Genomic DNA, 22086 nt, shown 5'->3' on the forward strand with positions numbered 1-22086 from the left:
GCCGCCCCGAAGGGGGCAATCGAACTTACTCCTGCCGGGGGCCCTGCGTCGATCGCGGCGCGCCCGGACCCGCGGGCCGGGCCTCTTCTCCCTCGTCTTCTTCCTCGTCCCGGCCTTCTTCCGTTCCCGGGCGGTCCGGCCGTGCCGCATGCGTTTTGCGTTCTCAGGCGGCCTGGCCGTATTGCTCGCGGGCGGCCGGGAGGGTCCGCCGGCGTGGGCCGGCGTTCGCGGCGGCCCGGTCGATGATCGTCGTGAGGGCCGCGGTCACCTCGTCGGGGCGTTCCATCATCAGCATGTGACCGGCGCCCTCGCAGACCGTCAGCTCGGTGCCGTGCAGGGCGTCGGCGATCGACTCCGCGCAGGCCGGCGGCGTCAGCCGGTCCCGGTCGCCGACCAGCGCCGCCGCGGGCACGTCACCGAGCGCGGCCAGCGTGTCCACCCGGTGCTGGGCGCCGACCGAGGCGCGGAAGCCGCCGATCGACCGCAGCGACGCCCGGCCCACCGCGGACATGGTGACCTCGAGGTCTCCGGCCGCGTAGCCGTCGCCGAAGAGCAGCCAGCGCACCCCGGGCCGCAGCGCGGGCAGCACGGCGCGGTGCGGGCGCCACGCCCCGAGCCGGGCGAGCACCCCGGCCCCCGTCTGCTCCGCCGCGCGCAGGAACGGCGTCAGCGGCGTGGGCAGGCCGTAACACGTATGGGTGGCGCCCTCGGCGGTGGTGGACACGAAGAGCAGGCCGCCGACCCGCTCCGCGAACACCTCGGGGTAGGACTCGGCGTACTCCATGATCGTCATGCCGCCCAGCGAGTGGCCGGCCAGCACGACCGGGCCGCTGGGGGCGTACGCGTCGAGCACCTCGGCCAGGTCCTCACCGAGCTGGGCCAGCGTCGCCGACCGCAACCGCATGCTGCCCGACCGCCCGTGCCCCCGGGCGTCGTACGCGACCACCCGCGCGCCGGTGTCCCGCAACGCCCTGACCTGGTGATGCCACGTCCGCCGGTCCAGGCACCACCCGTGCAGGAAGACGACCGTCACCTCGGCGTCGGCCGGACCGGACGTCTCGACGTGCAGCCGTACGCCGTCGGCAAGGGTGATCTCCGAGCGCTCGGACATGGGCACCTCCGTGTATCGCACGGCCCCGTTGTACCCACGGGTAATAAGCATCACGCGCGATCACCGGAAATGCCAGATCTTTCGACGATCTCGCGCCGAACGGCCGGGGCCCGATAGCGCAACGGGTCGCGGCGAAAGGTGATGTGTCTCGCACGGGCTGCCCCGAAGCGGCGGCTCGTAGAGAATCAGTCCCATGACGGGTCCGACACCTGCCCCCACCTCGGCATCTTCGACGGTTCTGCCGGCTCCGGCCGGGCCGTCCGATGCATCCTCGAACGCGGCCGTCGCCGCACCGGCCGATGCGCCCGCCACCCCGGGCGCGGCGTCCGGGACTCGGATCGTGCGGCCGGCCGACGCGCTGGCGGAGTTGCTCGCGGGCAACCGGCGGTTCGTGAGCGGCCGGCCCGAGCACGGGCACGACGTGTCGGCCGCGGCCGCCGCGTCCGGCGGGCAGCTCCCGCACGCCGTGGTGGTCGGCTGCATCGACTCCCGGGTGCCGCTCGAGGCCATCTTCGACCAGACCTTCGGCTCGATCTGCGTGATCCGCTCCGGCGGCCACGTCGTCGACCGCGCGGTGCTCGGCTCGGTCGGCTTCGCGGTGGCGGCCTTGAAGGTCCCGCTGATCATGGTGCTGGGCCACGTCCGCTGCGGCGCCGTCGACGCGACCGTCCAGGCCCTGCGCACCGGCGACCGCCCGGACGGTGACGTGGGCTACCTGGTGGACGAGATCGCCCCGGCGGTCGAGAGCATCGGCCTGGACGACCCGGACGTGGCGGCCAAGGCGATGCGCGCCCACGTCACCCGCACGGTACGCCGCATGCGCGACGTGGCCGGCGTGCCGGACTCGGTGGCCGCGGGAACGGTCGCCATCGCGGGAGCGGTCTACGACCTGGACACCGGCCTCGTCGACCTCCTCACCTGACAACCCACCCGCCGACCCGGCCAACCCACCCGCCGACCCGGCGGTGGGAACTCCGTCGGCGTTCGCGCTAGCAGGCCCGCCGGACCGGCAGCTCGCCGGCCTGGCGTTCGTCCTGCCTGGCGGCCCGGCGGGCTGATCATCTTGTCGTGATCTTCGGTGGGTGCGAAAAGGCGCTCCCGGGCATGAATGCCCGGGAGCGCCTCTGTGCTGCGGTGGGGGAGCTCAGCCCTCGAAGACGCCCGCCTCGGCGAGGCGCTTCTCGGTCGCGGCCCAGCCGTGCTGGGGGAAGGTCGCGTCGAGGGTGTTCAGCTCGGCGCGGATCTTGGCGCCGTGGCCGGCCGCGGCGAGGGTGCGGATCTCCTCGACGAACGCGTCCGAGTCCGTCTTCAGGTGGTTGGTCTTGCCGTTGGTCAGGTTGCGCACGTACGCGAAACGGCCGTTCGCCAGCGGGATGAGGTACTTGAACTCACCGAGCACGCTGAGGGCGCCACCCTGGCCTGCCTGGCCGGCGCGGACGGATGCGCGGGCGGTCTTCGAGGTGTTGCTCGCCACGGCGGTACTCCTTGGGAAAGAACGGGTTGTCGGCATAAAACGCCGGAGCAATCCTACACGGCCTGCGCAGGGCCGCACCGCGGGAGTGGCCTGGTCCGTTAGGCCGGGTGTGCCACTACGGCCATTCACATGTCGATATTGCGGTTTCTCTGGCGCACCATCCGTACCACCCGGCATCATGGAGCACGATCAACCGCGGTCGAGGTCGTAGGGGAAGACGCACCTCGGTCTCCGGGAGGTCACCGTGCCAACGTGTGGCGTCGTATACGTCCACTCGACCCCACTCGCCGTGTGCCAGCACGTCGAGTGGGCGATCGCGCGCGTCTTGACCGCGCCGGTCACCTTGCATTGGACTGCGCAGCCGGTCGATCCCGGCATGCGGCGGTCGGAGTGCAGCTGGACCGGAAGGCCCGGCACTGGTGCCGAGCTGGCTGCTGCCCTCCGACAGTGGCCCATGATCCGTTTTGAGGTCACCGAGGAGCCGAGCCCCGGCGTCGACGGGGATCGCTTCATGCACGTGCCGGGCCGTGGGTTGTTCCGCGGCACGATCGGCGCCTCCGGCGACATCCAGATCGGTGAGGACCGGCTCCGCTCGATCATGGCCTCGGCGCGGGCCCCGGAGGCGTTGTCGCACGCCCTCGAGAAGGCGCTCGGCACCGCCTGGGACGCCGAACTGGAGCCGTACCGCTACGCCGGCGACGGCGCCCCGGTCACCCTTCTCACCCGCGTCGGCTGACCCACCCACCCGCGCAGACCCCGGCCGGGCCGCTCGACGCGCACGCCCGCGCGGACCTGCACTGGAGGCGCGCACGCCGCGCGGACCTGCACCGGAGGCGCGGACGCCCGTGCAGACCTGCACCGGAGGCGCGTAGGCCCCGCGCGCACCTGCACCGGAGGCATGGACCGCCGCGTGGGCTGCGCTTGGGGCGCGGACGCCGCGCGGACGCCGCATGGACCTGCACCGGGCTGAGCCCGGCGAGGCCGCGGCGTTCCGGGTGCGGCAGGGCATCTCGAGAGGGCTGTAAGACTCGGACGTGTCCGGATTGCCACGGAGCATTCCGCGGCCTCCGTCTTATCTGCGCACCTGTAGCCCATTGCGAAGGATGCTCGATGCGCTTCAAGCGATTCCTGACCGCCGGCCTGGCGGTTCTGGCCGCGCTGGCCACGGCCTCCCCGGCAGCCGCCATCAGCGGCGGTGAGACGGCCGCCCCCGGTGAGTTCCCCTGGATGGTCCGGATTCTGCCCGCCGGGTGCGGCGGGACCCTCATTCACCCGCAGCTGGTGCTGACCGCGCAGCACTGCGTCGACGAGCAGCCCGGTGACAGCTTCACCGTCGTCTCCGGGGTCGTGGATCTCGCGGACCCGCAGCGGACCGTCACCGGGTCCACGGCCGTCGTCGGCGGGGCCGAGTGGTGGAACGGGCCGGACTGGGCGGTGATCAAGCTGGAGCGGCCGCTCGACCTGCCCACGGTGCGGTTGGCCGGCGTGGCCGGGCCGTTGCGGACGTTCACCGTGGCGGGCTGGGGCAGGCAGCAGTGGGGCGGCGCCCAGGAGCGTTTCCTGCGCAAGGTGGAGCTGCCGTACCTCGCGGACGACCAGTGTTTCGATGATCCGTGGTGGGCGGATCACCCCGAGTATCCGCGGGCGATGATCTGCGGCAGGTCGGTGGACCGGAAGAGCCACTGCGGCGGGGACTCCGGCGGGCCCGCGCTGCACCGTCTTCCGGACGGGGTGTGGGAGCAGGTCGGGATCGTGAGCGGCGGCTCCGACTGCGACTGGGAGATCGGCGAGGAGCCGAGGCCGAACTACACCGACGTCGCCTACTTCGGCGCGGACATTCGGCGCGCGGCGGAGCAGCTGCTCGCCGGGGCCAGGTGAGCGACGGTGGTACGCCGGTTTGTGGCGGACCGGGTGGAGCTGATCCAATGGCCCGCGTGAATAGGGCGTTCCGCGTTGCTCTGGCCGTACCCATGGGGCTCGTTCTTGCCGCCTGCGGCAGTGACGCGCCCACCCGGCCGGAAGCGACCGCCCGCGTCGCGCCCACCGTCGTCGCGCCCAGCCCGCCGCCCGCCGCCCCGCCCGTCGGCGATCCCGTCGCGCGGGCGCGGGAGGTGGCCCGGGCGATGAGCGACGAGGACCTGGCCGGGCAGGTGCTGATGCCGTACGCCTACGGCGCCGCCGCCGATCAGGTCGATGCCGCCGCCGCGGCGGGGAACCAGCGGCTCGCCGGGGTGAACACCCCCGCCGAGCTGGTCACGAAGTTCCGGCTGGGCGGGCTCATCCTGGTCGGGTTCGCGCCCGATGATCCGACCGGGGCGACGAACCCGGCGACCAACGTCGACAGCCCGCAGCAGGTGCGGGCGCTCACCGACGGGTTGCAGGCCGCCGCGGGCCGGTTGCCGGGCGGCGCGCCGCTGCTCGTCGGCACCGATCAGGAGTTCGGGGTCGTGACGCGGATCCGGACCGGTGCTACGCAGCTGCCGTCCGCGATGGCATTCGGGGCGGCCGGCAAGCCCGCGCTCACCGAGGCCGCGTGGCACGCCGCCGGCCGGGAACTCGCCGCGATGGGGGTCAACGTCGACTTCGCCCCGGTCGCCGACACGCTGGGGGCGGCGGGCAGCTCGGTCATCGGCTCCCGCTCGTACGGCTCCGATCCCGCCGCGAACGGCAGGCAGGTGCGTGCCGCCGTGCGAGGGCTCCAGGCCGCCGGGGTCTCCGCCGCGCTCAAGCATTTCCCGGGGCACGGGCACACGACCGGCGACAGCCACAACGGGCTGCCCGTCGTCAAGGGGGACTGGGAGAAGCAGGACCGGCCGCCGTTCGACGCGGGCATCGACGCCGGGGCGGGCCTGGTCATGTCCGGCCACCTCGACGTGCAGGCGCTCGACAAGGGCGTCGCCGCCACGTTCTCGCGCAAGGTGATGACCGACGTCCTGCGCGGGCGGATGAAGTTCGCCGGGGTCGCCGTCACCGACGCGATGAACATGGCGCCGGCGATGAAGTGGCCGGCGGGGGAGGCGGCGGTCCGCGCCCTGAACGCCGGCAACGACCTGCTGCTGATGCCGCCGGACATCGCCGGGGCGCGCGACGGCATCGTGGCCGGCCTGCGCGGCGGCAGCCTGAAGCGGGCGCGGCTCGTGGAGGCGGCCACGCGCGTGCTCACCCTGCGGTTCCGCAAGGCGGGCAAGGCGCAGCCGCCGCTCACCGCCGTGGATTCCGCGGATCATCACGCGGCGGTCGCCGCGGCCGACGCCGCGTCGATCACGATCCTCAAGGGCAGCTGCTCCGGGCCGCTGGTCACCGGTCCGGTCACCGTCACCGCGTCGGGTGACCGGGACACCGCACGTACCGTGCTGGTGGAGGCTCTGCAGCAGGCAGGCGTGCCGGTCCAGGCCGCGGGGGGCACGGTCGTTCACCTCGTCGGGTACGGGGACAAGCGCACGGACCTGAGCCCCGGCGCGGCGGTGACGGTCGCGATGGACACGCCGCAGCTGCTGGGCGCCGCGCGGTCGCCGACGCTCGTGGCAACGTACTCGTCGAGCAAGCTGTCGCTGACGGCGCTGGCCGCGGTGATCGCCGGGAAAGCGAAGGCGCCGGGCCGCTCCCCGGTCGCCGTCCCCGGCCTGCCCCGGACCGCCTGCAAGGCGTGAACGCCACGGACGGGGCACCGCAGGATCTGCGGTGCCCCGTCCGGAAGAACCGTCAGGCGCGGGTGAAGACCAGCGCCACGTTGTGCCCGCCGAAGCCGAACGAGTTGTTCATCGCCGCCGGGATGTCGAGCGGGCGGGCCTTGTGGGCCGCCACCTCGAGGTCCAGGCGGTCGTCCGGGTCGTCGAGGTTGATCGTCGGCGGCACGACGCCGTCCCGGATGGCGAGGATGGTCGCGATCGACTCGAGCGCGCCGGCCGCGCCGAGCAGGTGACCCGACATCGACTTGGTCGAGGTCAGGATCGGGTGGTCGCCGATCGCCGCCCGGATGCCCTTGATCTCGCCCATGTCGCCGACCGGCGTGGACGTGGCGTGCGCGTTGACGTGGACGATGTCGGTGCCGGTCAGGCCGGCGTCCTGGATCGCCCGCCGCATCGCGCGGATGCCGCCGCGGCACTCCGGGTCCGGCTGGACGATGTCGTAGCCGTCCGAGGTGATGCCGGCGCCGGCGAGCCGGGCGTACACGGTCGCGCCGCGCGCGGCGGCGTGGTCGGCACGCTCCAGGACCAGGGCACCCGCGCCCTCGCCCAGGACGAAGCCGTCGCGGCCCTTGTCCCACGGCCGGGACGCCTTCTCCGGGTCGTCGTTGCGCGTCGACATGGCGCGCATCGAGGCGAAGCCGGCGATCGGCAGCGGGTGGACCACCGCTTCGGTGCCGCCCGCGACGACCACGTCGGCGCGGCCCGACCGGATGATGTCCAGGCCCAGCGAGAGGGCCTCGGCGCCGGTCGCGCAGGCGCTGGCCATCGAGTGCACGCCGCCCTGCGCGCCGAGGTCGATGCCGACCCAGGCGGCCGGGCCGTTCGGCATGAGCATCGGCACGGTGTGCGGGCTGACCCGGCGCGGCCCGGAGGCCTCCAGGATGTCGTCCTGGTGGAGCAGGGTCTGCGCGCCACCGATGCCGCTGCCGAAGCTGACGGCGAGCCGTTCCCGGTCGAGGCCCGCGTCGGCCAGGCCCGAGTCGGCCCAGGCCTGGTGCGCGGCGATGAGCGCGATCGCCTCGGAACGGTCCAGCTTGCGCAGGCGGACCCGCTCCAGCACCTCCGACGGTTCGACGGCGAGCTGGGCGGCGATGCGTACGGGCAGCTGCGCGGCCCACTCCTGGGTGATCGCATCCACCCCGGAGCGGCCGGCGAGCATGGCGTCCCAGGTGGACGCGACGTCCCCGCCGAGCGGGGTCGTCGCGCCGAGCCCGGTGACGACGACGTCTGTGGTGCTCATGTCAGTGGTTCGCCTCGATGAAGGAGACGGCGTCGCCGACGGTCTTGAGGTTCTGGACCTCGTTGTCGGGGATCTTGACGCCGAACTTCTCCTCGGCGGCCACCACGACCTCGACCATGGACAGCGAGTCGACGTCCAGGTCGTCGGTGAAGGACTTCTCCTCGGCGACGTCGTCCGGGTTCACCCCGGCGACCTCCTCGAGAATCTCGGCGAGGCCGGAAGTGATCTCAGCGCGGGTAGCCATGTGCGGTGGTTCCTCTCGATCGTGGGGAAAAGTCGACGGGCGGACGGGCTGCTCAGGGGCAGCGCACGACCTGCCCGGCGTAGGTGAGGCCGCCGCCGAAGCCGAAGAGCAGGACCGGGGCGCCCGCGGGCACCTCGCGGCGCTCGACGAGCTTGGACAGGGCCAGCGGCACGCTCGCCGCGGAGGTGTTGCCGGACTCGATGAGGTCCTTGGCGATGACCACGTCCGGGCCGAGGCCCAGCCGCTTCACGATGCCGTCGATGATGCGGGTGTTGGCCTGGTGCGGCACGAAGGCGGCCAGCTCGGACGGCTGGATGCCGGCCCGCTCGCACGCCTGCAGGGCGAAGGGCGCGAGCGCGGTGGTCGCCCACCGGAAGACGGCCTGGCCCTCCTGCTTGATGTACGGGTGCCAGCCCTCGATCTTCAGCACGTCGCCCTTCTCCGGCGCGGAGCCCCAGAGGACCGGGCCGACGCCGGGCTGCTCGCCGTCGGCCACGGCGGAGACGACGGCCGCGCCGGCACCGTCGGCGAAGAGCACGGCCGTGGTGCGGTCGGTCCAGTCGACGACGTCGGAGAGCTTCTCGGCCCCGATGACGATCGCGTTGCGGGCCGCCCCGGCGCGCATGGCGTGGTCGGCGGTGGCGAGCGCGTACGAGAAGCCGGAGCAGGCGGTGTTGAGGTCGAACGCGGCGGGCGCGGTGACCCCGAGCCGGGCGGCGACCCGGGTCGCGACGTTCGGGCAGCGGTCGATGGACGAGCACGTCGCGACGACGACCATGTCGATGTCGGCGGCGGTCAGCCCGGAGCTCGCCAGCGCCTTCTCCGCGGCGGAGGTGGCCATGTCGGCGACCGACTCGGCGTCGGCGATGCGGCGCTCGGCGATGCCGACCCGGTCGCGGATCCACGCGTCGTTGGTGTCGACGATCTTCGCGAGGTCGTCGTTGGTGATCACGCGCGAGGGCTGGTAGTGGCCCATCGCGACGATGCGGGAACCCGCGGTCATGGTGCTGCTCCTTCGGTCGCGAGCGGAGGCGTCGTCACGCCGGGTGCCCGCCGTGGCGGGCGATGAGGTCGCGGACGGCGGGCAGGTCGTCCGGGGTGTTCAGGGTGACGATCTCGGGGGCCCCGTCGCCCTTGAGCTCGCGTTTGACCAGGCCGGCCAGGGTGCCGGCGGGCGGCAGCTCGACGACGCCGGTGACGCCGAGCTCCCGCAGGTTCGCCATGACCAGGTCCCAGCGCACCGGCGCGGTGACCTGGCGGACGAGGCGCCGCAGCATCTCGGCGCCCTCGGCGACGGCGCCGCCGTCCAGGTCCGACAGCAGGACGCGTCGCGGGTCGGCGACGGCGATGCCCTCGGCGACCGCGCCCAGCGCCCGCTCGGCCGGTGCCATGTACGGCGTGTGGAACGCCCCGGCGACGGCCAGCGGGCGGACCCGGGCCGGCGGATCGGCGGCGAACTTGGCGAGCGCGTCGAGGGCGCCCGCGGCGACGATCTGGCCCGCGCCGTTGCGGTTCGCGGGGTGGAGCCCGTACTGCTCGATCGCGGCCACGACCGTGTCCGGGTCGCCGCCGAGGACCGCGCTCATGCCGGTCGGCTCCAGCGCGCACGCGGCAGCCATCTCCCGGCCGCGGACGCCGGCGAGGGTGATCGCCGACTCGGCCGTGAACACCCCGGCCAGCGCGGTGGCGGCGAGCTCTCCGACGCTGTGGCCGGCGACGACGCCGACCTGCTCCAGCGGCAGTTCCGCGCCGGCCAGCAGGGCGGCGGCGACGAGCAGCGGCTGCGTACGCGCGGTGTCCTTGATCTCGTCGGCGTCGGCCTCGGTGCCGAGGTGGATCAGGTCGACCCCGGCCAGCTCGGACCACGCCCGGAGCCGGTCCTCGGCGCCGGGGAGGGCGAGCCACGGTGAGAGGAAGCCGGGCTTCTGGGAGCCCTGACCGGGCGAGAGTACGGCGAGCACGTCCCCGACTCTTCCGGATGCGGGCCCGTTCCGGGGTGCCGCAGCGGACCAAACCCTACGATCGGCGTTGTGGAGTTCCTACAAACCATCCCCGCGTTTGACCCGGTACGAGGGGATTTATCGGAGCTGCCGTCACGCCCGGACCGTCGCGTCGTTGGCGTGATCTAGCTCGCAGGATCCAGTCTGCCGATGGTCAGGGCCATCCGCAACGCGAACGCGTCCCGACCGTCCAGGGGGGACAAACCGGTCACTTCGGCGATCCGCTTGAGCCGGTACCGGACGGTGTTCGGGTGGACGTACAGCTCGCGGGCAGCGCTCTCCAGGACGCCGCCGGTGGCGAAGAACGCGTCCAGGGTCTCCAGCAACCCGCCGCCGGCCCGGGCCAGCGACCCGTACGCGTCATGCTTCAGCGTCCGCCGTGCCTCGGTGTCGCCCGCCAGGGCCCGCTCGGGCAGCAGGGCGTCGGCGGCCACCGGGGTCGGCGCCTGCGGCCAGGCCGGCGCGGCCCGGAACCCGGCGAGGGCCGCCCGCGCGGACTCGGTGGCCTGGTCCAGCGACGGTACGGCCGGCCCCACCACGATCGGCCCCTCGCCGAAGGCGTCGGCGAGCTGCCCGGCGATCGCCATCGGATCCGCGGCGCCGCCCATCACCACCACGAGCCGGTCCCCGTGCACGCCCCCGACGACCTCCACCCGCGCCCGCCGCGCGGCCCGGTAGACGGTGTGCAGCACGGCGGTGTGGTCGCCGCCGGGGGAGCGCCCCACGACCACGGCCACCGGCGGCGCGTCGGCCCAGCCCAGCGCGGCGGCGCGGCTGGCGACCACGTCGGACGAGTCCCCGCGCAGCAGCGCGTCGACGAGCAGGGCCTGGAGGCGGGCGTCCCACGCGCCCCGCGACTCGGCGGCGCGGGCGTACACCCGGGCGGCGGAGAAGGCGATCTCCCGCGAGAACTTGAGGATCGCCTCGGTCAGGGCGCCCTCCTCGCCGGTGGCGGCGAGGTTGGCGACCTCCGACTCGGCGACATCGATGGTCACCTTGATCAGCTGTACGGTCTGGGTCAGCGTGATGGACCGGGCGAGGGCCCGGGGCGCGGCGGCGAACACCTCGTCGGAGATCTCCTGCGTCCCGGCCGCCGTGCCGCCCGACCGCAGCCACTCGACCAGCGACCGGACGCCGGCCTGGGCCACGAGCATGACCCAGGACCGCTGGTCGGCGGGGAGGGCCCGGAACCACGGCAGGGTCTCGTCCATCCGCGTGATGCTGGCGGAGGCGAGGGCGCCGGCGCTGCGTTCGACCCGGCGCAGGGTGGCGGCGAGGGGCGGGCGCTTCGCCGTACCCCCGGACTTGCCCTGCTCTGCCACCCGACCAGCATGTCAGGGCCGCGCCCGCCCGCCGCGCCCGGCCGGGATCGCCGCCTCGTGGTGGGTGTCGTGGAGCACATCGCCCGGCGGTATCGCGTTGCCCGGCGGACGGCTCACTATGTCCGGGTCGCGGCCGAGCCGGCCGCCGCGCCGTGTCGAAGCTCCCCGGGTCCGGTGTCGGAGCGGGCACATCGCTGGGTGTTTTGGGAAATTTGTCCATAATAGCGGTGCGCCTTCCCCGCGATTCCGGTCGGTGACCTGGCATGGTGTCGCCTAGCGTTGCCGCCCGGCGGAGGGTCAAGCCGGGCCCGGCGGTGCCGATTAACGCGGGTACGGAACGAGGGCGGAAGGGGGCAGGAGTGACGGACCACGAGGGCGTACGCCCCGACGCGGAGCACGACGCCGCGGAGGACACCACGGCTTCCGACGCCGCCGTCCTCGCCGTGGTGCCGGCCGGCGACGAACCGGGCGACGACTTCCCCCACCGGGTGGGCTGCCGCTCGGAACTCCGCGGCTGGGCCGGCGCCCACCTGCACGGCGCGGTCCGTCCCCGCCGTCGCGCCGCAGGCCGGGGCCGTCCTCCCGGCCGCTGGTGCTGAACGGCCCGCCCGCCCGGGGCGGGGCTCACCCTGGGGGGTGACTGACGGTGCTGCTGCGGCGCGTCCGGCACGCGGCTGCACCCCGGTGCCGACACCGTGGGCACGTGGACGACAAGAGACGGCTCATCCTCGACCAGGCCCTGGCCCTCGTCGACGAGCGCGGACTGGGTGCCATGTCCATGCGCGCGGTGGCGGAACGGGTCGGCCTGACCTCGATGGCGCTCTACCCGTACGTGGGTGGCAAGGACGCGATGCTCGACGGCCTGGTCGACCTGCTGCACCTCGAACTCGGCTCGGCGTACGGCACCGACCCGGCCGGCATCGACTGGCGGCAGCGCCTCCGCGCCCTCGGCCGGGCGGTGCGCGCCCTCTCCCGGCGCCACCCGGGTGCGTACCCGCTGCTGCTGAACCGTCCCTCGCCGGGCAACTCCTGGCTGACCGCGGCCCTGCGCGCGACCCTCCACGACGCCGGTGTCCCGGCCGGCGAGGTGCCCCGGCTGACCCGGATGATCTGCGCCTTCCTTCTCGGATACACCACCGGCGAGGTCACGGGAGGCCTGCCGGCCCCCGTCGACGAGGGCGCCCCCGGCGCCGAGCCGCTTCCCCTGGCGGGACAGCCGGTCGAGCCGGATCCCGCGGCCGATGCGGAGTTCGATGCCGACCTGGACGACCTCGTCCGGCTCGTGGAGGTCACCGTCCGGGTCGCGTGAGCGCCGTTCCCCGTCGCCGAGGCCGTTCCGTGGCCTATAAAGGTGCAAAAGGTACGGGGAGGCGCGATGACCGACGACTACGTGGCCCAGCGGTACGTGCACCTGCGCCGCGCCGCCTTCCTGATGTGCGGCGACTGGGTGCGCGCGGGCGAACTGGCGCGCGCCACGCTCGCCCGCGCGCTGACCGATCCGGACGTGGGCGACCTGGACCTGTGGGCGTACGGCGACCTGATGGCGGCGTTCAAGCCCACCCACAGCCGCCGCGAGCACGTCTTCGTGGCACCGCCCGAGACGGTGCGGCCCGGGGGAGCGGCCGACGAGGAGGCCGAGGGCCTCGCGCAGGGGGCAGCGGACGCGGATGCCGCCCTCGGCGACGTCTACACGGTGCTGGTCCTCGACGCGCTGCGCCGCCTCTCCCCAAAGTGCCGGGCCGTGCTGGTGCTGCACCACTTCTGCCACCTGTCCGTCAACGACACCGCCGACGTCCTCGGCATAGACGGCAGCAAGGTGACCGACCACGAGGCGGAGGGCCTGGCCGCCTTCGACGGTCTGCTCCGCCTCGCCCGCCCGGCGGTGGCGCAATGAGCGCGGCGATGACCGCCGTCCTCGAGCGGGCGTGCGAGAGCGAGCCGCCCGTCGGCGACGCCGTCGAGGACATCTTCCGGCGGGCGGACCGGCTGCGCCGCCGCCGCGCGCGCACCGTCATCCTGGCCGGTCTGGTCGCGGTCGTGATCGTCATCCTTCTCGGGTACGCCCTGACGACCGTCCTGCTGCCCGGCCCGAAACCCCGCTCGGCCGCCGCGGTGGCCGTCGCCCAGCCCCGGCCGTCCGCGGTCCTCGATCCGGTCCTCGCGGTGCTCGCCCCGCCGGTGGACGCGAAGGCCTACCGCGTGGTCCCGAGCGAGCCGTCGTCGGGCCCGGGCTGGCGGCAGTACACGGTGACGGACCGCGACGGGCGCCCGCGCGGCATGATCGAGGTCGCCGTCTTCGACGCACCGGCCGGGCTGTGCCTCCCGGTCCTGGCCGACCCGTCCGCCTGCGCCCAGCCGGACCGCACCCGGGCCGGCATCGAGTACGCCCGCTACGCCGACACCGCCGACGTCGACTGGCAGGTCCGCCAGGTGATAGCCCGCCGCGTGGTGGACGGCCGCACGGTGGCGGTCCAGGCCACGGGCGCGCGGGGCACGGGCGACACCGACCGGGGCAGCCCGCCGCTGACGACCCGCGAGGTGGCCCAGGCGGCCACCAACCCGCGCCTGATCGACGCGTTCGGGCTGGGGGAGCACTGCAACGCCCCGGCCCCGTCCTGCCCGATCCTCAAGATCGCGGTCCGCCCGGCGGGCTGACCCCGCCGCCCGTGGAGGGCGGCGGTGCGGGTCAGACCCGGCGGCGGATCAGGTAGGCGACGCCGGCCAGGCCGGCGAGCACGATCACCAGGACCGCACCGTTGATGAGGAAGAGCTGGCGCATCTGGCTGAGGACGTCCTCGCCGACCGCGAGCGGGTCGAGCTCCTCCCGGCCGACGTCCTCGCCGACGCCTCCGCCGATGCCGCCGCTGACCACATCCGGCTTCTCCTTGAGCGGGACGCCGCTGAGGCGCAGCGACTCCGACATGGTGAGGCGGCCGTAGAACCAGCCGGGCGTCTTCTTGCCCGTCGGCTGCTTCGCCGGCCGGTACGCCCGGGGGCCGCCGGCGGCGAGCGGGTAGAGGTCGTACACCTGGGTGGACTTGTCCTTGGCCAGCACGGTGACCGTGAACTTGGCGCCGAGCTTGTCCGCCTTGGGCCGGGTGGTCGTCGGCTGGGTGCTGGACAGCCAGCCGACCTCGCTCAGCAGGCGCTGGAACAGCTCCGGCCGCTCGGTCTGCTGGACGACGATCTTGCCGCCGGGGAACTTGCCGGAGATCTGCACGGCGGTCGCCTTGGCCGGAGCCTTCGGCGCCGCCACCGTCGAATCCTCACGGAGCACCGGAGAAGCAGCCGGGACCCGACCTGACGGCGCGGCCTGCGCCGCCGGTGCGAGCCCGGCGCCGAGCGCCACCGCGGCGGCCAGCGCGCCCGCCGCCACCATCAGCCGTCTGAACCTCACTCGAGCCACCGTCCGGCCTCCCCCGCCTACGTCATGGACACTGCTCCGCTGTGCGCGTACCCACAGCCTCCACGGAACCCGGTCCCGGCGCATCCCGGGACGAGGACCTTTGGAGCTATCCGGAATCGGTGGTGAGGGTGTACGACGAACGCTGATCAGCGCGCGAATAGTACCCAGCAGGTGCAAGCCGCGGATCACCGCGTCACCCGTGCAGCTGACGCTCATACCCCTACTGACGCAACGCCCTGACCTGCGCGTTGCTTCGTCCGGCAGGCGCGCGCCGAAATCCCGGCGCGCGCATACCGAAATGGTTACGAAACCCGGCGGGCGGGGTCCCGGATCAGCCGAGCTTCGCCCGAGCCGTCGCGAGCCGGCTCAGCGTCCGCTCCCGCCCCAGCATCTCGAGCGACTCGAACAGCGGCAGCCCGACCGTACGCCCGGTGGCCGCGACCCGTACCGGAGCCTGGGTCTTGCCGAGCTTGAGCCCGCGCTCCTCGCCGACCCGCTCCAGCGCCGCCTTCAACGGCTCGGCGGTCCACTGCTCGAGGGCGCCGAAGGCGGCCGCGGCCGCGTCGAGGATCTCGGCGGCGCCCTCCTTCATCGCCTTGTTCCAGGACTGCTCGTCGGCGACCGGCTCGTCGAGGAAGAGGAAGTCCACGTAGTCGACGATCTCGCTGAGCACCGCGATGCGGGTCTGGGCGAGCGGCGCGACGGCCGCGAACACCTCGGAGTCGAACTTGGCCGGGTCCCACGGCGGCGCGGGGATCGTGGCGGTGCCGCCGAGCCAGGGCGCGCACACCGCCGCGAAGTCCTCCGCCGACAGCGCGCGGATGTACTCGCCGTTGAACGCGCGGAGCTTCTTGACGTCGAAGAACGCGGGGGAGTGATTGACGTCCTCGAGGCGGAACTCGTCCTCGATGACCTGCCACGGCACGATCTCGCGGTCGCCGCTCGGCGCCCAGCCGAGCAGCAGCAGGTAGTTGCGCATGGCGGCGGCGAGGTAGCCCTCGTCGCGGTACGACTCCAGGGCCACCTTGTCGCGGCGCTTGGACAGCTTCTGGCGCTTCTCGTTGACGATGACCGGCACGTGCGCCCAGACCGGCGGCTTGACCCCGAGCGCCTCCCAGAGCAGCTGCTGCTTGGGGGTGTTGGGCAGGTGCTCCTCGGCCCGGATGACGTGGGTGATGCCCATGGTCATGTCGTCGACGACGTTGGCGAGCAGGAACACCGCCGTGCCGTCGCTGCGGGCGATGATGAAGTCCTCGATCAGCTTGTTCTCGAACGTCGGCTCGCCGCGGACCAGGTCGGCGACCACGGTCGCGCCCTCGTCCGGCGTACGGAAGCGAAGTGCCCTGCCCTCACCCGGCCCGAGCCCGCGCTCCCGGCAGAATCCGTCGTAGCCGGTGTGGGTGTTTCCCCTGCGTGCGGTCACGTCGTCGCGGGTGCAGTCGCAGTAGTAGGCCCGTCCTTCGCCGTAGAGGCGGGTGGCGGCGGCGGTGTGCTCGCTCGCGTAGGAGGACTGGAAGTAGGGCCCTTCGTAGGTGCCGCGCTCGATGCCGATCCAGTCGAGCGCCGAGATGATCCCCTCGGTCCATTCCGGGCGGTTGCGGGCCGCGTCGGTGTCCTCGATGCGCAGGACGAAGGCGCCGCCGGTCTGCTGGGCGACGATCCAGTTCTGCAGCGCCGAGCGGGCACCGCCGACATGGAACATTCCGGTCGGAGAAGGGGCGAAGCGTACTCGTACAGTCACGGACCCAGCGTACGGCGCCCGTCGAGCCCATTGTCGGGCACCTTTTATCAGGTCTTATATTGACGACTATTAGTAAGCCTTCTTAAGATCTGGCGGCCAGGTCCCCCACGGCTCCCCCGGGCCGGACGGAAAGGTCCCCACCCCATGCCCACCAGAAGAAGGCTCGCCTCCGCGGCAGCCGCCCTGCTCACCGCCGCCGGCGGCGGCCTCGTCGCCGCGCTCGCCGTCCCGGGCACCTCCGAGGCGGCCGTCCTGCCGAACAACTTCAGGAGCGTCGGCTACATGCCGTCCTGGGCCGGCAACGTGACGAGCATCCAGTACAGCAAGCTGACCCACATCAACTACGCCTTCGCGCTCCCCAACGCGAACGGCACGCTGCAGCCGATCGAGAACACCGCCAAGCTGTCCCAGCTGGTCTCGCTCGGTCACCAGAACAACGTCAAGGTGTCGCTGGCCATCGGCGGCTGGAACGACGGCAACGACTCCGCCTTCGAGTCCCTCGCGGCCGGCTCCGGCAGCCGCACGACGTTCATCAACAGCGTCATGAGCGTCGTCGGCCAGTACGGCCTCGACGGCATCGACATCGACTGGGAATACCCCGACCCGGGCGCGTCCGGCAACAACTACACCGCGCTGATGCAGCAGCTCGGCACCGCCCTGCACAACCAGGGCAAGCTGCTGACCGCGGCCGTCGTCTCCGAGGGCGGCACCGCGAACGGCGTGCAGCCCGCGGTGTTCGGCGTGGTCGACTGGCTGAACATCATGGCGTACGACGGCGGCAGCCCGCACGCCAACTACGACTGGTCGATCAACAGCGTGAACTTCTGGAAGGGCCGCGGCCTCCCCGCCTCGAAGGCGGTCCTGGGCGTGCCGTTCTACAGCCGCCCCGGCTACCGGACGTTCGCGCAGATCGTGGCGGCCAACCCGGCCTTCGCCAACCAGGACTGCGCCACGATCAGCGGCGTCAACGAGTGCTACAACGGCCTGCCGACGATCCGGCGCAAGACCCAGTGGGCCATGGCCAACGCCGGCGGCATCATGAACTGGGAGCTCTCCCAGGACGCGACCGGCGCCAACTCGCTGGTCAGCGCCATCTACGCCACGGCGACCGGCGGCACCACGCCGCCGACCGACCCGCCGTCCGGGCGCACCGGGCGGATCACCGGCATCGCCGGCAAGTGCGTCGACATCGCCGCGGCCTCGCCGGCCAACGGCACCGCGGTGCAGCTCTACGACTGCAACGGCACGGCGGCCCAGACCTGGACGGTCGCCACCGACGGCACGGTGCGTGCGCTGGGCAAATGCCTGGACGTCGCGGCTGCCGGGACCGCCAACGGTTCGCTCGTCCAGATCTACGACTGCAACGGTACGGGCGCACAGACGTGGCAGGGTCAGGGCGACGGAACCCTGCGGAACCCGGCCAGCGGCCGCTGCCTCGACGCGTCGAACAACAGCTCCGCCAACGGCACCCGGCTGCAGATCTGGGACTGCTCCGCCGGCGCGAACCAGCGCTGGACCCTGCCGTAACACCCCGCCGGTCCGCGCGGGGCTGCGGCCCCGCGCGGATCCATGGCCTACCCTGAGGCACATGGGAAAGCTGGTAGCGGTCTCGTACGTGACCCTCGACGGGGTCTTCGAGGAACCCGCCTGGAGCGGTCCCTACTTCAACGACGAGCTGGGCGCCTGGCAGGACGGCAACCTCCGGGAGGCGGACGCCCTGCTGCTGGGGCGCAGGACGTACGAGGGCTTCAAGGCCGCCTGGCCGCAGATGGAGGCCTCGACCGGCGACTTCGGCAAGCGGATGAACACCATGCCCAAGTACGTCGCCACGACCACGCTCGCCGAGCCGGAGTGGAACGCGACCTTCCTCCGGGGTGAAGTGGCCGGCGCCGTCGCGGAGCTGAAGGCCGGGCCCGGCTCCCTGCTGCTCAACGGCAGCGCCGAGCTGCTCAACTACCTGACCCGGCACAACCTGGTCGACGAGTACCGGATCATGGTCTACCCGGTCGTGGTGGGCGAGGGCCGCAGGCTGTGGCACGAGGGCACCAAGGTCGCGCTGCGGCACACGGGCACGTGGACGACCACCACCGGGGTAGAGGTCGTCACGTACGTCCCGGCCTGACCGGGGCCGGGGTCACACGGTGAACCGGTCGACCAGCTCGGTCAGCCGCCGCGCGGTGGCCTCCAACTCGTCGGCCGCGTGGTGCGAGTCGGCCGCCGCCGAGCGGGTGCTGTTCACCGCGCCGCTGACCTCGCCGATGTTCCCGGCGATCTCCCGGCTGCCGCCGGCCACCTCGGTGATGTTGCGCGACATCTCCGCGGTCGTCGCGGCCTGCTGCTCCACCGCCGCCGCGATGGCGTGCTGGTAGTCGTTGACCCGGCCGATCGCGGCGGTGATCGCGGTGATCGCCTCGACCGCCTTGGCGGTGTCGCCCTCGATCGCGGTCACCCGGGCGGTGACGTCCCCGGTCGCCTTGGCGGTCTCCTGGGCGAGGTCCTTCACCTCGCCGGCGACCACGGCGAAGCCCTTCCCGGCGTCGCCGGCGCGGGCCGCCTCGATCGTGGCGTTCAGGGCCAGCAGGTTGGTCTGCTCCGCGATCCCCGCGATCAGCCGGACCACGTCGGCGATCTTGCCCGTGGAGAGCCGCAGTTCGTCGATGACCCCGGTCGCGGTGGCGGTCAGGTCCACGCCCTCGCGCCCGGCCCGCGCCGCCTCCTGGGCGTTGCCGGAGATCTCGCCGATCGAGGCGCCCATCTCCTCGGCGCCGGCCGCGACCGTCTGCACCACGGTGGAGATCTCCTCGGCGGCCCGGCCCGCCGCGCCGGCCTGCGCCGACGCCGCCTCCGCCGAGGCGGTGAGCTCGCCGCCGGTGCCGGCCACCCGGCCGGCGGAGCGGGACACGCCCCGCGAGGCCTCGGTCACCTCCACCATGACGCCGCGGAGTTCGCCGGCCGCGGTGGTGAGTGCCGCCCCCGCGCGGCCGATCTCGTCCTGGCCGCCGGCCGGCACGGTCACCGTCAGGTCGCGCCGGGCCAGCCGGGTGAGCGCCGCGGTGAGGGCGCTCAGCCGGCCCGAGATCCGGCGGGCCTGCCAGGCGGCGATGATGCCGCCGGCCACGGCCAGCAGCAGGGCGGCGACGAGGAAGGCGATGAGCATGTCCCGGCGGCCGTCCTGCACCGCCCGTACGGCGCCCGCGGTGTCGGCGTCGTAGCCGCCCACGGCGATGGCCCACGAGTACGGCGGGTAGGACGCCACCGTCGTCGACGTGTCCCCGGCGGGCGCTCCCGCGGCGCCCGGCAGCCGGTACGTGGCCCGCCAGGTGGCACCGCCGGTGAGCTTGGGCGCCTCGGTCACGATCTGCTGGACGTACTTGGTGCCCGCCTGGTCGGCGGCGTCGAGGTCGGTACGGCCGACCGCCCCGGACAGGCTGGAGGCGATGATCCGCCCGGCGTCCGCCTTCGCGGTGCTGTAGACGGTGACCCAGCCGTTCTCCCGTACCCTGCTGCCGGCGATCGCGTCGGTCAGCTCCTTGAGCGCCTCGGACTGCGGCACGCCCACGTACAACGCGCCGATGACCTTGCCGGAGGCGTCCTTCACCGGGTCGTACGCGGTGATGTACCAGGAGTCGACCACGAGCGCGACGCCCCGGTACGACTTGCCGTCCTTGATCGCCGCGGCCACGGCGTTGGGCGTGCCCTCGGGCGTCAGCGCCGGGATGAACGTGCCGATGGCCCGCTTGCCCGTCTTGGCCCGGACGTTGGTGCCCACGCGGAGCAGGTCGCCGGCGTCGTTCATCCGCTGGAAGACCGTCACCGTGCCGCCGAGCAGGGACACCACGTCGTCGATGAACGGGGTCCGCTTCTCCAGGTCGGTGTTCTGGCCCAGCCACCGGCCGCCCACGGTCAGCCGGGGCAGGGTCACCGACTGCTTGTCCTGGGTGAGCTGGTTCGTCGCGGTCCAGGTGGCGGTGCCGTCGTCCAGCCGGGCCCCGCCGCGCTGCTCGAGCATCCGGCCGGCGGCGGTCATGTCGCCGTTGACGGCCCGCTGGATCTCGTCGCCGACCGAGCTGACCAGCCGGGTCACGTCGCCGGTGGTGCGGTCCAGGTCCTCGCTCGCCAGCCGCTCCACCTGCGCCCGGGTCCGGTCGGCGAATGCATCGCTCTGCCAGGCACCCACGCCGACGAGGACGGCCGCCGTGCTGAGGACGCCGCCGAGCCCCAGGGCGAGCAGCTTGTGACTGATCTGGACATTCGCCATGCCAGCCATGTCGGCCGGAACGGGAAATAACTGAGGGATGCGCCACAACAGGGCGCATCCCTCGGTCAGCCGGTCACCGGCTCAGCTGTCGCCGCCGGTCTCGCCCACGGGTGCGGCGTTCACGTCGTCGATGGCGTACTTCTTGGCCGCCTCGGCGGGCACGTGCGACGGCACCTTGCCGCGCAGCGCGAGCTGGCGCAGCGTCGCCACCGTCACCGACTCCGCGTCCACATGGAAATGGCGGCGCAGCGCGTGCCGGGTGTCGCTCATGCCGTAGCCGTCGGTGCCCAGCGACGTGTAGTCGTTCGGCACCCAGCGGCTGACCAGGTCGGGCACCGCACGCATCCAGTCGCTGACCGCGACCACCGGGCCCTCGGTGTCCTCCAGCTTGGTCTGGATGTACGGCTTGCGCGGCTGGTCGCCCGGGTTGAGCAGGTTGTGCTCCTCGGCCTCGACCGCGTCCCGGCGCAGCTCGGTCCACGAGGTGACCGACCACACGTCCGCCGCGACCCCCCAGTCCTGGGCGAGCAGCTGCTGGGCCTTGAGCGCCCACTGCATGCCCGTGCCGGAGGCGAGCAGCTGCGCCTTCGGACCCGTGGCCTGCGGTGCCGGCGAATACCGGTAGATGCCCTTGAGCAGGCCCTCGACGTCCACCCCGGACGGCTCGGCGGGCTGCACGATCGGCTCGTTGTAGACCGTCAGGTAGTAGAAGATGTTCTCCTGCTGCTCGCCGTACATGCGGTGCAGGCCGTTCTCCACGATGTGCGCGATCTCGAACGCGAACGCCGGGTCGTACGCCACCACGGCCGGGTTCGTCGCCGCGATCAGCAGCGAGTGGCCGTCCTCGTGCTGCAGGCCCTCACCGTTGAGCGTGGTCCGCCCGGCGGTCGCCCCGAGCAGGAAGCCGCGCGCCATCTGGTCGCCCGCCGCCCACAGCTCGTCCGCGGTGCGCTGGAAGCCGAACATCGAGTAGAAGATGTACAACGGGATCATCGGCTCGGCGTGCGTCGCGTACGACGTACCCGCGGCGATGAAGCTGGCGGTCGAGCCGGCCTCGTTGATGCCCTCGTGCAGGATCTGCCCGTTGGTGGCTTCCTTGTAGGACAGGAACAGCTCGCGGTCCACCGAGGTGTACGTCTGGCCGTGCGGCGAGTAGATCTTCTTGGTCGGGAACAACGAGTCCATGCCGAACGTACGGGCCTCGTCCGGGATGATCGGCACCCAGCGGGCGCCGAACTCCTTGTCCTTCATGATGTCCTTGAGCAGGCGGACGAAGGCCATCGTGGTGGCCACCTTCTGCTTGCCCGAGCCGCGCTTGACGTCGCCGAACCTGGCCGAGTCGGGAATGTTCAGCGGGATCGTGGTGGTCCGCCGGGAGGGCAGGTAACCGCCGAGCTCCTTGCGCCGCTCCTGCAGGTACGCGATCTCGTCGGACTTCTCGCCGGGGTGGAAGTACGGCGGGAGGTACGGGTTGTCCTCGAGCTGCTTGTCCGGAATGTCCAGGTAGAGGCGGTCCCGGAAGCCCTTCAGGTCGTCCAGGGTCAGCTTCTTCATCTGGTGCGTGGCGTTGCGGGCCTCGAAGTGCGAACCCAGCGTCCAGC

General features: G+C 72.9%; 21 protein-coding genes. 10 read left to right on the forward strand and 11 right to left on the reverse strand.

Features of this window, described 5'->3' with window-relative positions; all coding sequences use genetic code 11:
• Positions 1–163: 163 nt before the first annotated feature.
• Positions 164–1111 carry an alpha/beta fold hydrolase gene (locus CLV70_RS35750; RefSeq protein ID WP_106131053.1) on the reverse strand — a complete coding sequence of 316 codons (948 nt, stop codon included), beginning with the start codon at positions 1109–1111 and terminating at the stop codon, positions 164–166.
• A 340-nt stretch (positions 1112–1451) separates the two neighbouring features.
• Here CLV70_RS35750 and CLV70_RS35755 point away from each other — a divergent pair, with 340 nt between their 5' ends.
• Entirely contained in the window at positions 1452–2033 is a 582-nt protein-coding gene (locus CLV70_RS35755) for a carbonic anhydrase (protein WP_245908710.1), read from the forward strand.
• Between the two features lie 222 nt (positions 2034–2255).
• Here the strand turns inward: CLV70_RS35755 and CLV70_RS35760 are convergent, their stop codons facing one another.
• Positions 2256–2585, reverse strand: coding sequence for a hypothetical protein (locus CLV70_RS35760; protein ID WP_106131054.1), 330 nt, complete (start codon positions 2583–2585; stop codon positions 2256–2258).
• Between the two features lie 244 nt (positions 2586–2829).
• Here CLV70_RS35760 and CLV70_RS35765 point away from each other — a divergent pair, with 244 nt between their 5' ends.
• The 3 genes from CLV70_RS35765 (at position 2830) to CLV70_RS35775 (ending at position 6235) form a co-directional block, all read left to right on the forward strand.
• Entirely contained in the window at positions 2830–3321 is a 492-nt protein-coding gene (locus tag CLV70_RS35765) for a DUF3145 domain-containing protein (protein WP_106131055.1), read from the forward strand.
• 374 nt (positions 3322–3695) lie between these two features.
• A complete protein-coding gene (locus CLV70_RS35770; RefSeq protein WP_106131056.1) occupies positions 3696–4463 on the forward strand; it encodes a S1 family peptidase in 768 nt (255 codons plus the stop codon).
• A gap of 47 nt (positions 4464–4510) precedes the next feature.
• Positions 4511–6235, forward strand: coding sequence for a glycoside hydrolase family 3 protein (locus tag CLV70_RS35775; protein ID WP_106131057.1), 1725 nt, complete (start codon positions 4511–4513; stop codon positions 6233–6235).
• Between the two features lie 52 nt (positions 6236–6287).
• Here CLV70_RS35775 and fabF read toward each other — a convergent pair whose 3' ends face one another.
• The 5 genes from fabF to CLV70_RS35800 form a co-directional block, all read right to left on the reverse strand.
• Positions 6288–7514, reverse strand: coding sequence for a beta-ketoacyl-ACP synthase II (gene fabF, locus CLV70_RS35780; RefSeq protein WP_106131058.1), 1227 nt, complete (start codon positions 7512–7514; stop codon positions 6288–6290).
• A gap of 1 nt (position 7515) precedes the next feature.
• A complete protein-coding gene (locus CLV70_RS35785) occupies positions 7516–7758 on the reverse strand; it encodes an acyl carrier protein (RefSeq protein WP_023359558.1) in 243 nt (80 codons plus the stop codon).
• Positions 7759–7810: 52 nt separating this feature from the next.
• Complete coding sequence (locus tag CLV70_RS35790; RefSeq protein ID WP_106131059.1) at positions 7811–8761, reverse strand: beta-ketoacyl-ACP synthase III; 951 nt, start codon at positions 8759–8761, stop codon at positions 7811–7813.
• A gap of 34 nt (positions 8762–8795) precedes the next feature.
• A complete protein-coding gene (locus CLV70_RS35795; RefSeq protein ID WP_106131060.1) occupies positions 8796–9719 on the reverse strand; it encodes an ACP S-malonyltransferase in 924 nt (307 codons plus the stop codon).
• A gap of 164 nt (positions 9720–9883) precedes the next feature.
• Positions 9884–11080 carry a PucR family transcriptional regulator gene (locus tag CLV70_RS35800; RefSeq protein WP_106131061.1) on the reverse strand — a complete coding sequence of 399 codons (1197 nt, stop codon included), beginning with the start codon at positions 11078–11080 and terminating at the stop codon, positions 9884–9886.
• 359 nt (positions 11081–11439) lie between these two features.
• Between CLV70_RS35800 and CLV70_RS35805 the strand changes: the two genes are divergently transcribed.
• The 4 genes from CLV70_RS35805 to CLV70_RS35820 all read left to right on the forward strand — a co-directional run bounded on the left by CLV70_RS35805 (position 11440) and on the right by CLV70_RS35820 (position 13735).
• Positions 11440–11679, forward strand: a complete 240-nt coding sequence (locus CLV70_RS35805; protein WP_106131062.1) for a hypothetical protein — start codon at positions 11440–11442, stop codon at positions 11677–11679.
• 104 nt (positions 11680–11783) lie between these two features.
• A complete protein-coding gene (locus CLV70_RS35810) occupies positions 11784–12389 on the forward strand; it encodes a TetR/AcrR family transcriptional regulator (RefSeq protein WP_106131063.1) in 606 nt (201 codons plus the stop codon).
• A gap of 66 nt (positions 12390–12455) precedes the next feature.
• Positions 12456–12974, forward strand: coding sequence for a sigma factor-like helix-turn-helix DNA-binding protein (locus tag CLV70_RS35815; RefSeq protein ID WP_106131064.1), 519 nt, complete (start codon positions 12456–12458; stop codon positions 12972–12974).
• Positions 12975–12982: 8 nt separating this feature from the next.
• The gene (locus tag CLV70_RS35820) at positions 12983–13735 is read left to right on the forward strand and encodes a hypothetical protein (protein WP_146164294.1); all 753 of its coding nucleotides are present in this window, start codon (positions 12983–12985) and stop codon (positions 13733–13735) included.
• Positions 13736–13766: 31 nt separating this feature from the next.
• Here the strand turns inward: CLV70_RS35820 and CLV70_RS35825 are convergent, their stop codons facing one another.
• Positions 13767–14477: a hypothetical protein gene (locus CLV70_RS35825; protein ID WP_245908712.1), complete on the reverse strand. Its 711-nt coding sequence runs from the start codon at positions 14475–14477 to the stop codon at positions 13767–13769.
• A 340-nt stretch (positions 14478–14817) separates the two neighbouring features.
• Entirely contained in the window at positions 14818–16227 is a 1410-nt protein-coding gene (gene gltX / locus CLV70_RS35830) for a glutamate--tRNA ligase (protein WP_106131067.1), read from the reverse strand.
• Positions 16228–16371: 144 nt separating this feature from the next.
• Between gltX and CLV70_RS35835 the strand changes: the two genes are divergently transcribed.
• Complete coding sequence (locus CLV70_RS35835; RefSeq protein WP_106131068.1) at positions 16372–17754, forward strand: glycosyl hydrolase family 18 protein; 1383 nt, start codon at positions 16372–16374, stop codon at positions 17752–17754.
• A 61-nt stretch (positions 17755–17815) separates the two neighbouring features.
• Entirely contained in the window at positions 17816–18349 is a 534-nt protein-coding gene (locus CLV70_RS35840) for a dihydrofolate reductase family protein (RefSeq protein ID WP_106131069.1), read from the forward strand.
• 12 nt (positions 18350–18361) lie between these two features.
• Here the strand turns inward: CLV70_RS35840 and CLV70_RS35845 are convergent, their stop codons facing one another.
• Entirely contained in the window at positions 18362–20485 is a 2124-nt protein-coding gene (locus CLV70_RS35845) for a methyl-accepting chemotaxis protein (RefSeq protein WP_106131070.1), read from the reverse strand.
• Positions 20486–20566: 81 nt separating this feature from the next.
• The coding region (locus CLV70_RS35850) for a transketolase-like TK C-terminal-containing protein (protein ID WP_425440269.1) at positions 20567–22086 on the reverse strand (1520 nt) is incomplete at its 5' end.

The sequence above is a fragment of the Pseudosporangium ferrugineum genome, assembly GCF_003002065.1.
Classification (GTDB): Bacteria; Actinomycetota; Actinomycetes; order Mycobacteriales; family Micromonosporaceae; genus Actinoplanes; species Actinoplanes ferrugineus_A.

Excerpts from the sequence above, each read along its gene's own strand:
- CLV70_RS35750 (WP_106131053.1), bottom strand. The coding sequence starts at position 1,111 with ATGTCCGAGCGCTCGGAGATCACCCTTGCCGACGGCGTACGGCTGCAC.
- CLV70_RS35770 (WP_106131056.1), top strand. The coding sequence starts at position 3,696 with ATGCGCTTCAAGCGATTCCTGACCGCCGGCCTGGCGGTTCTGGCCGCG.
- CLV70_RS35775 (WP_106131057.1), top strand. The coding sequence starts at position 4,511 with ATGGCCCGCGTGAATAGGGCGTTCCGCGTTGCTCTGGCCGTACCCATG.
- fabF (WP_106131058.1), bottom strand. The coding sequence starts at position 7,514 with ATGAGCACCACAGACGTCGTCGTCACCGGGCTCGGCGCGACGACCCCG.
- CLV70_RS35785 (WP_023359558.1), bottom strand. The coding sequence starts at position 7,758 with ATGGCTACCCGCGCTGAGATCACTTCCGGCCTCGCCGAGATTCTCGAG.
- CLV70_RS35790 (WP_106131059.1), bottom strand. The coding sequence starts at position 8,761 with ATGACCGCGGGTTCCCGCATCGTCGCGATGGGCCACTACCAGCCCTCG.
- CLV70_RS35815 (WP_106131064.1), top strand. The coding sequence starts at position 12,456 with ATGACCGACGACTACGTGGCCCAGCGGTACGTGCACCTGCGCCGCGCC.
- CLV70_RS35820 (WP_146164294.1), top strand. The coding sequence starts at position 12,983 with ATGACCGCCGTCCTCGAGCGGGCGTGCGAGAGCGAGCCGCCCGTCGGC.
- CLV70_RS35835 (WP_106131068.1), top strand. The coding sequence starts at position 16,372 with ATGCCCACCAGAAGAAGGCTCGCCTCCGCGGCAGCCGCCCTGCTCACC.
- CLV70_RS35840 (WP_106131069.1), top strand. The coding sequence starts at position 17,816 with ATGGGAAAGCTGGTAGCGGTCTCGTACGTGACCCTCGACGGGGTCTTC.
- CLV70_RS35845 (WP_106131070.1), bottom strand. The coding sequence starts at position 20,485 with ATGGCGAATGTCCAGATCAGTCACAAGCTGCTCGCCCTGGGGCTCGGC.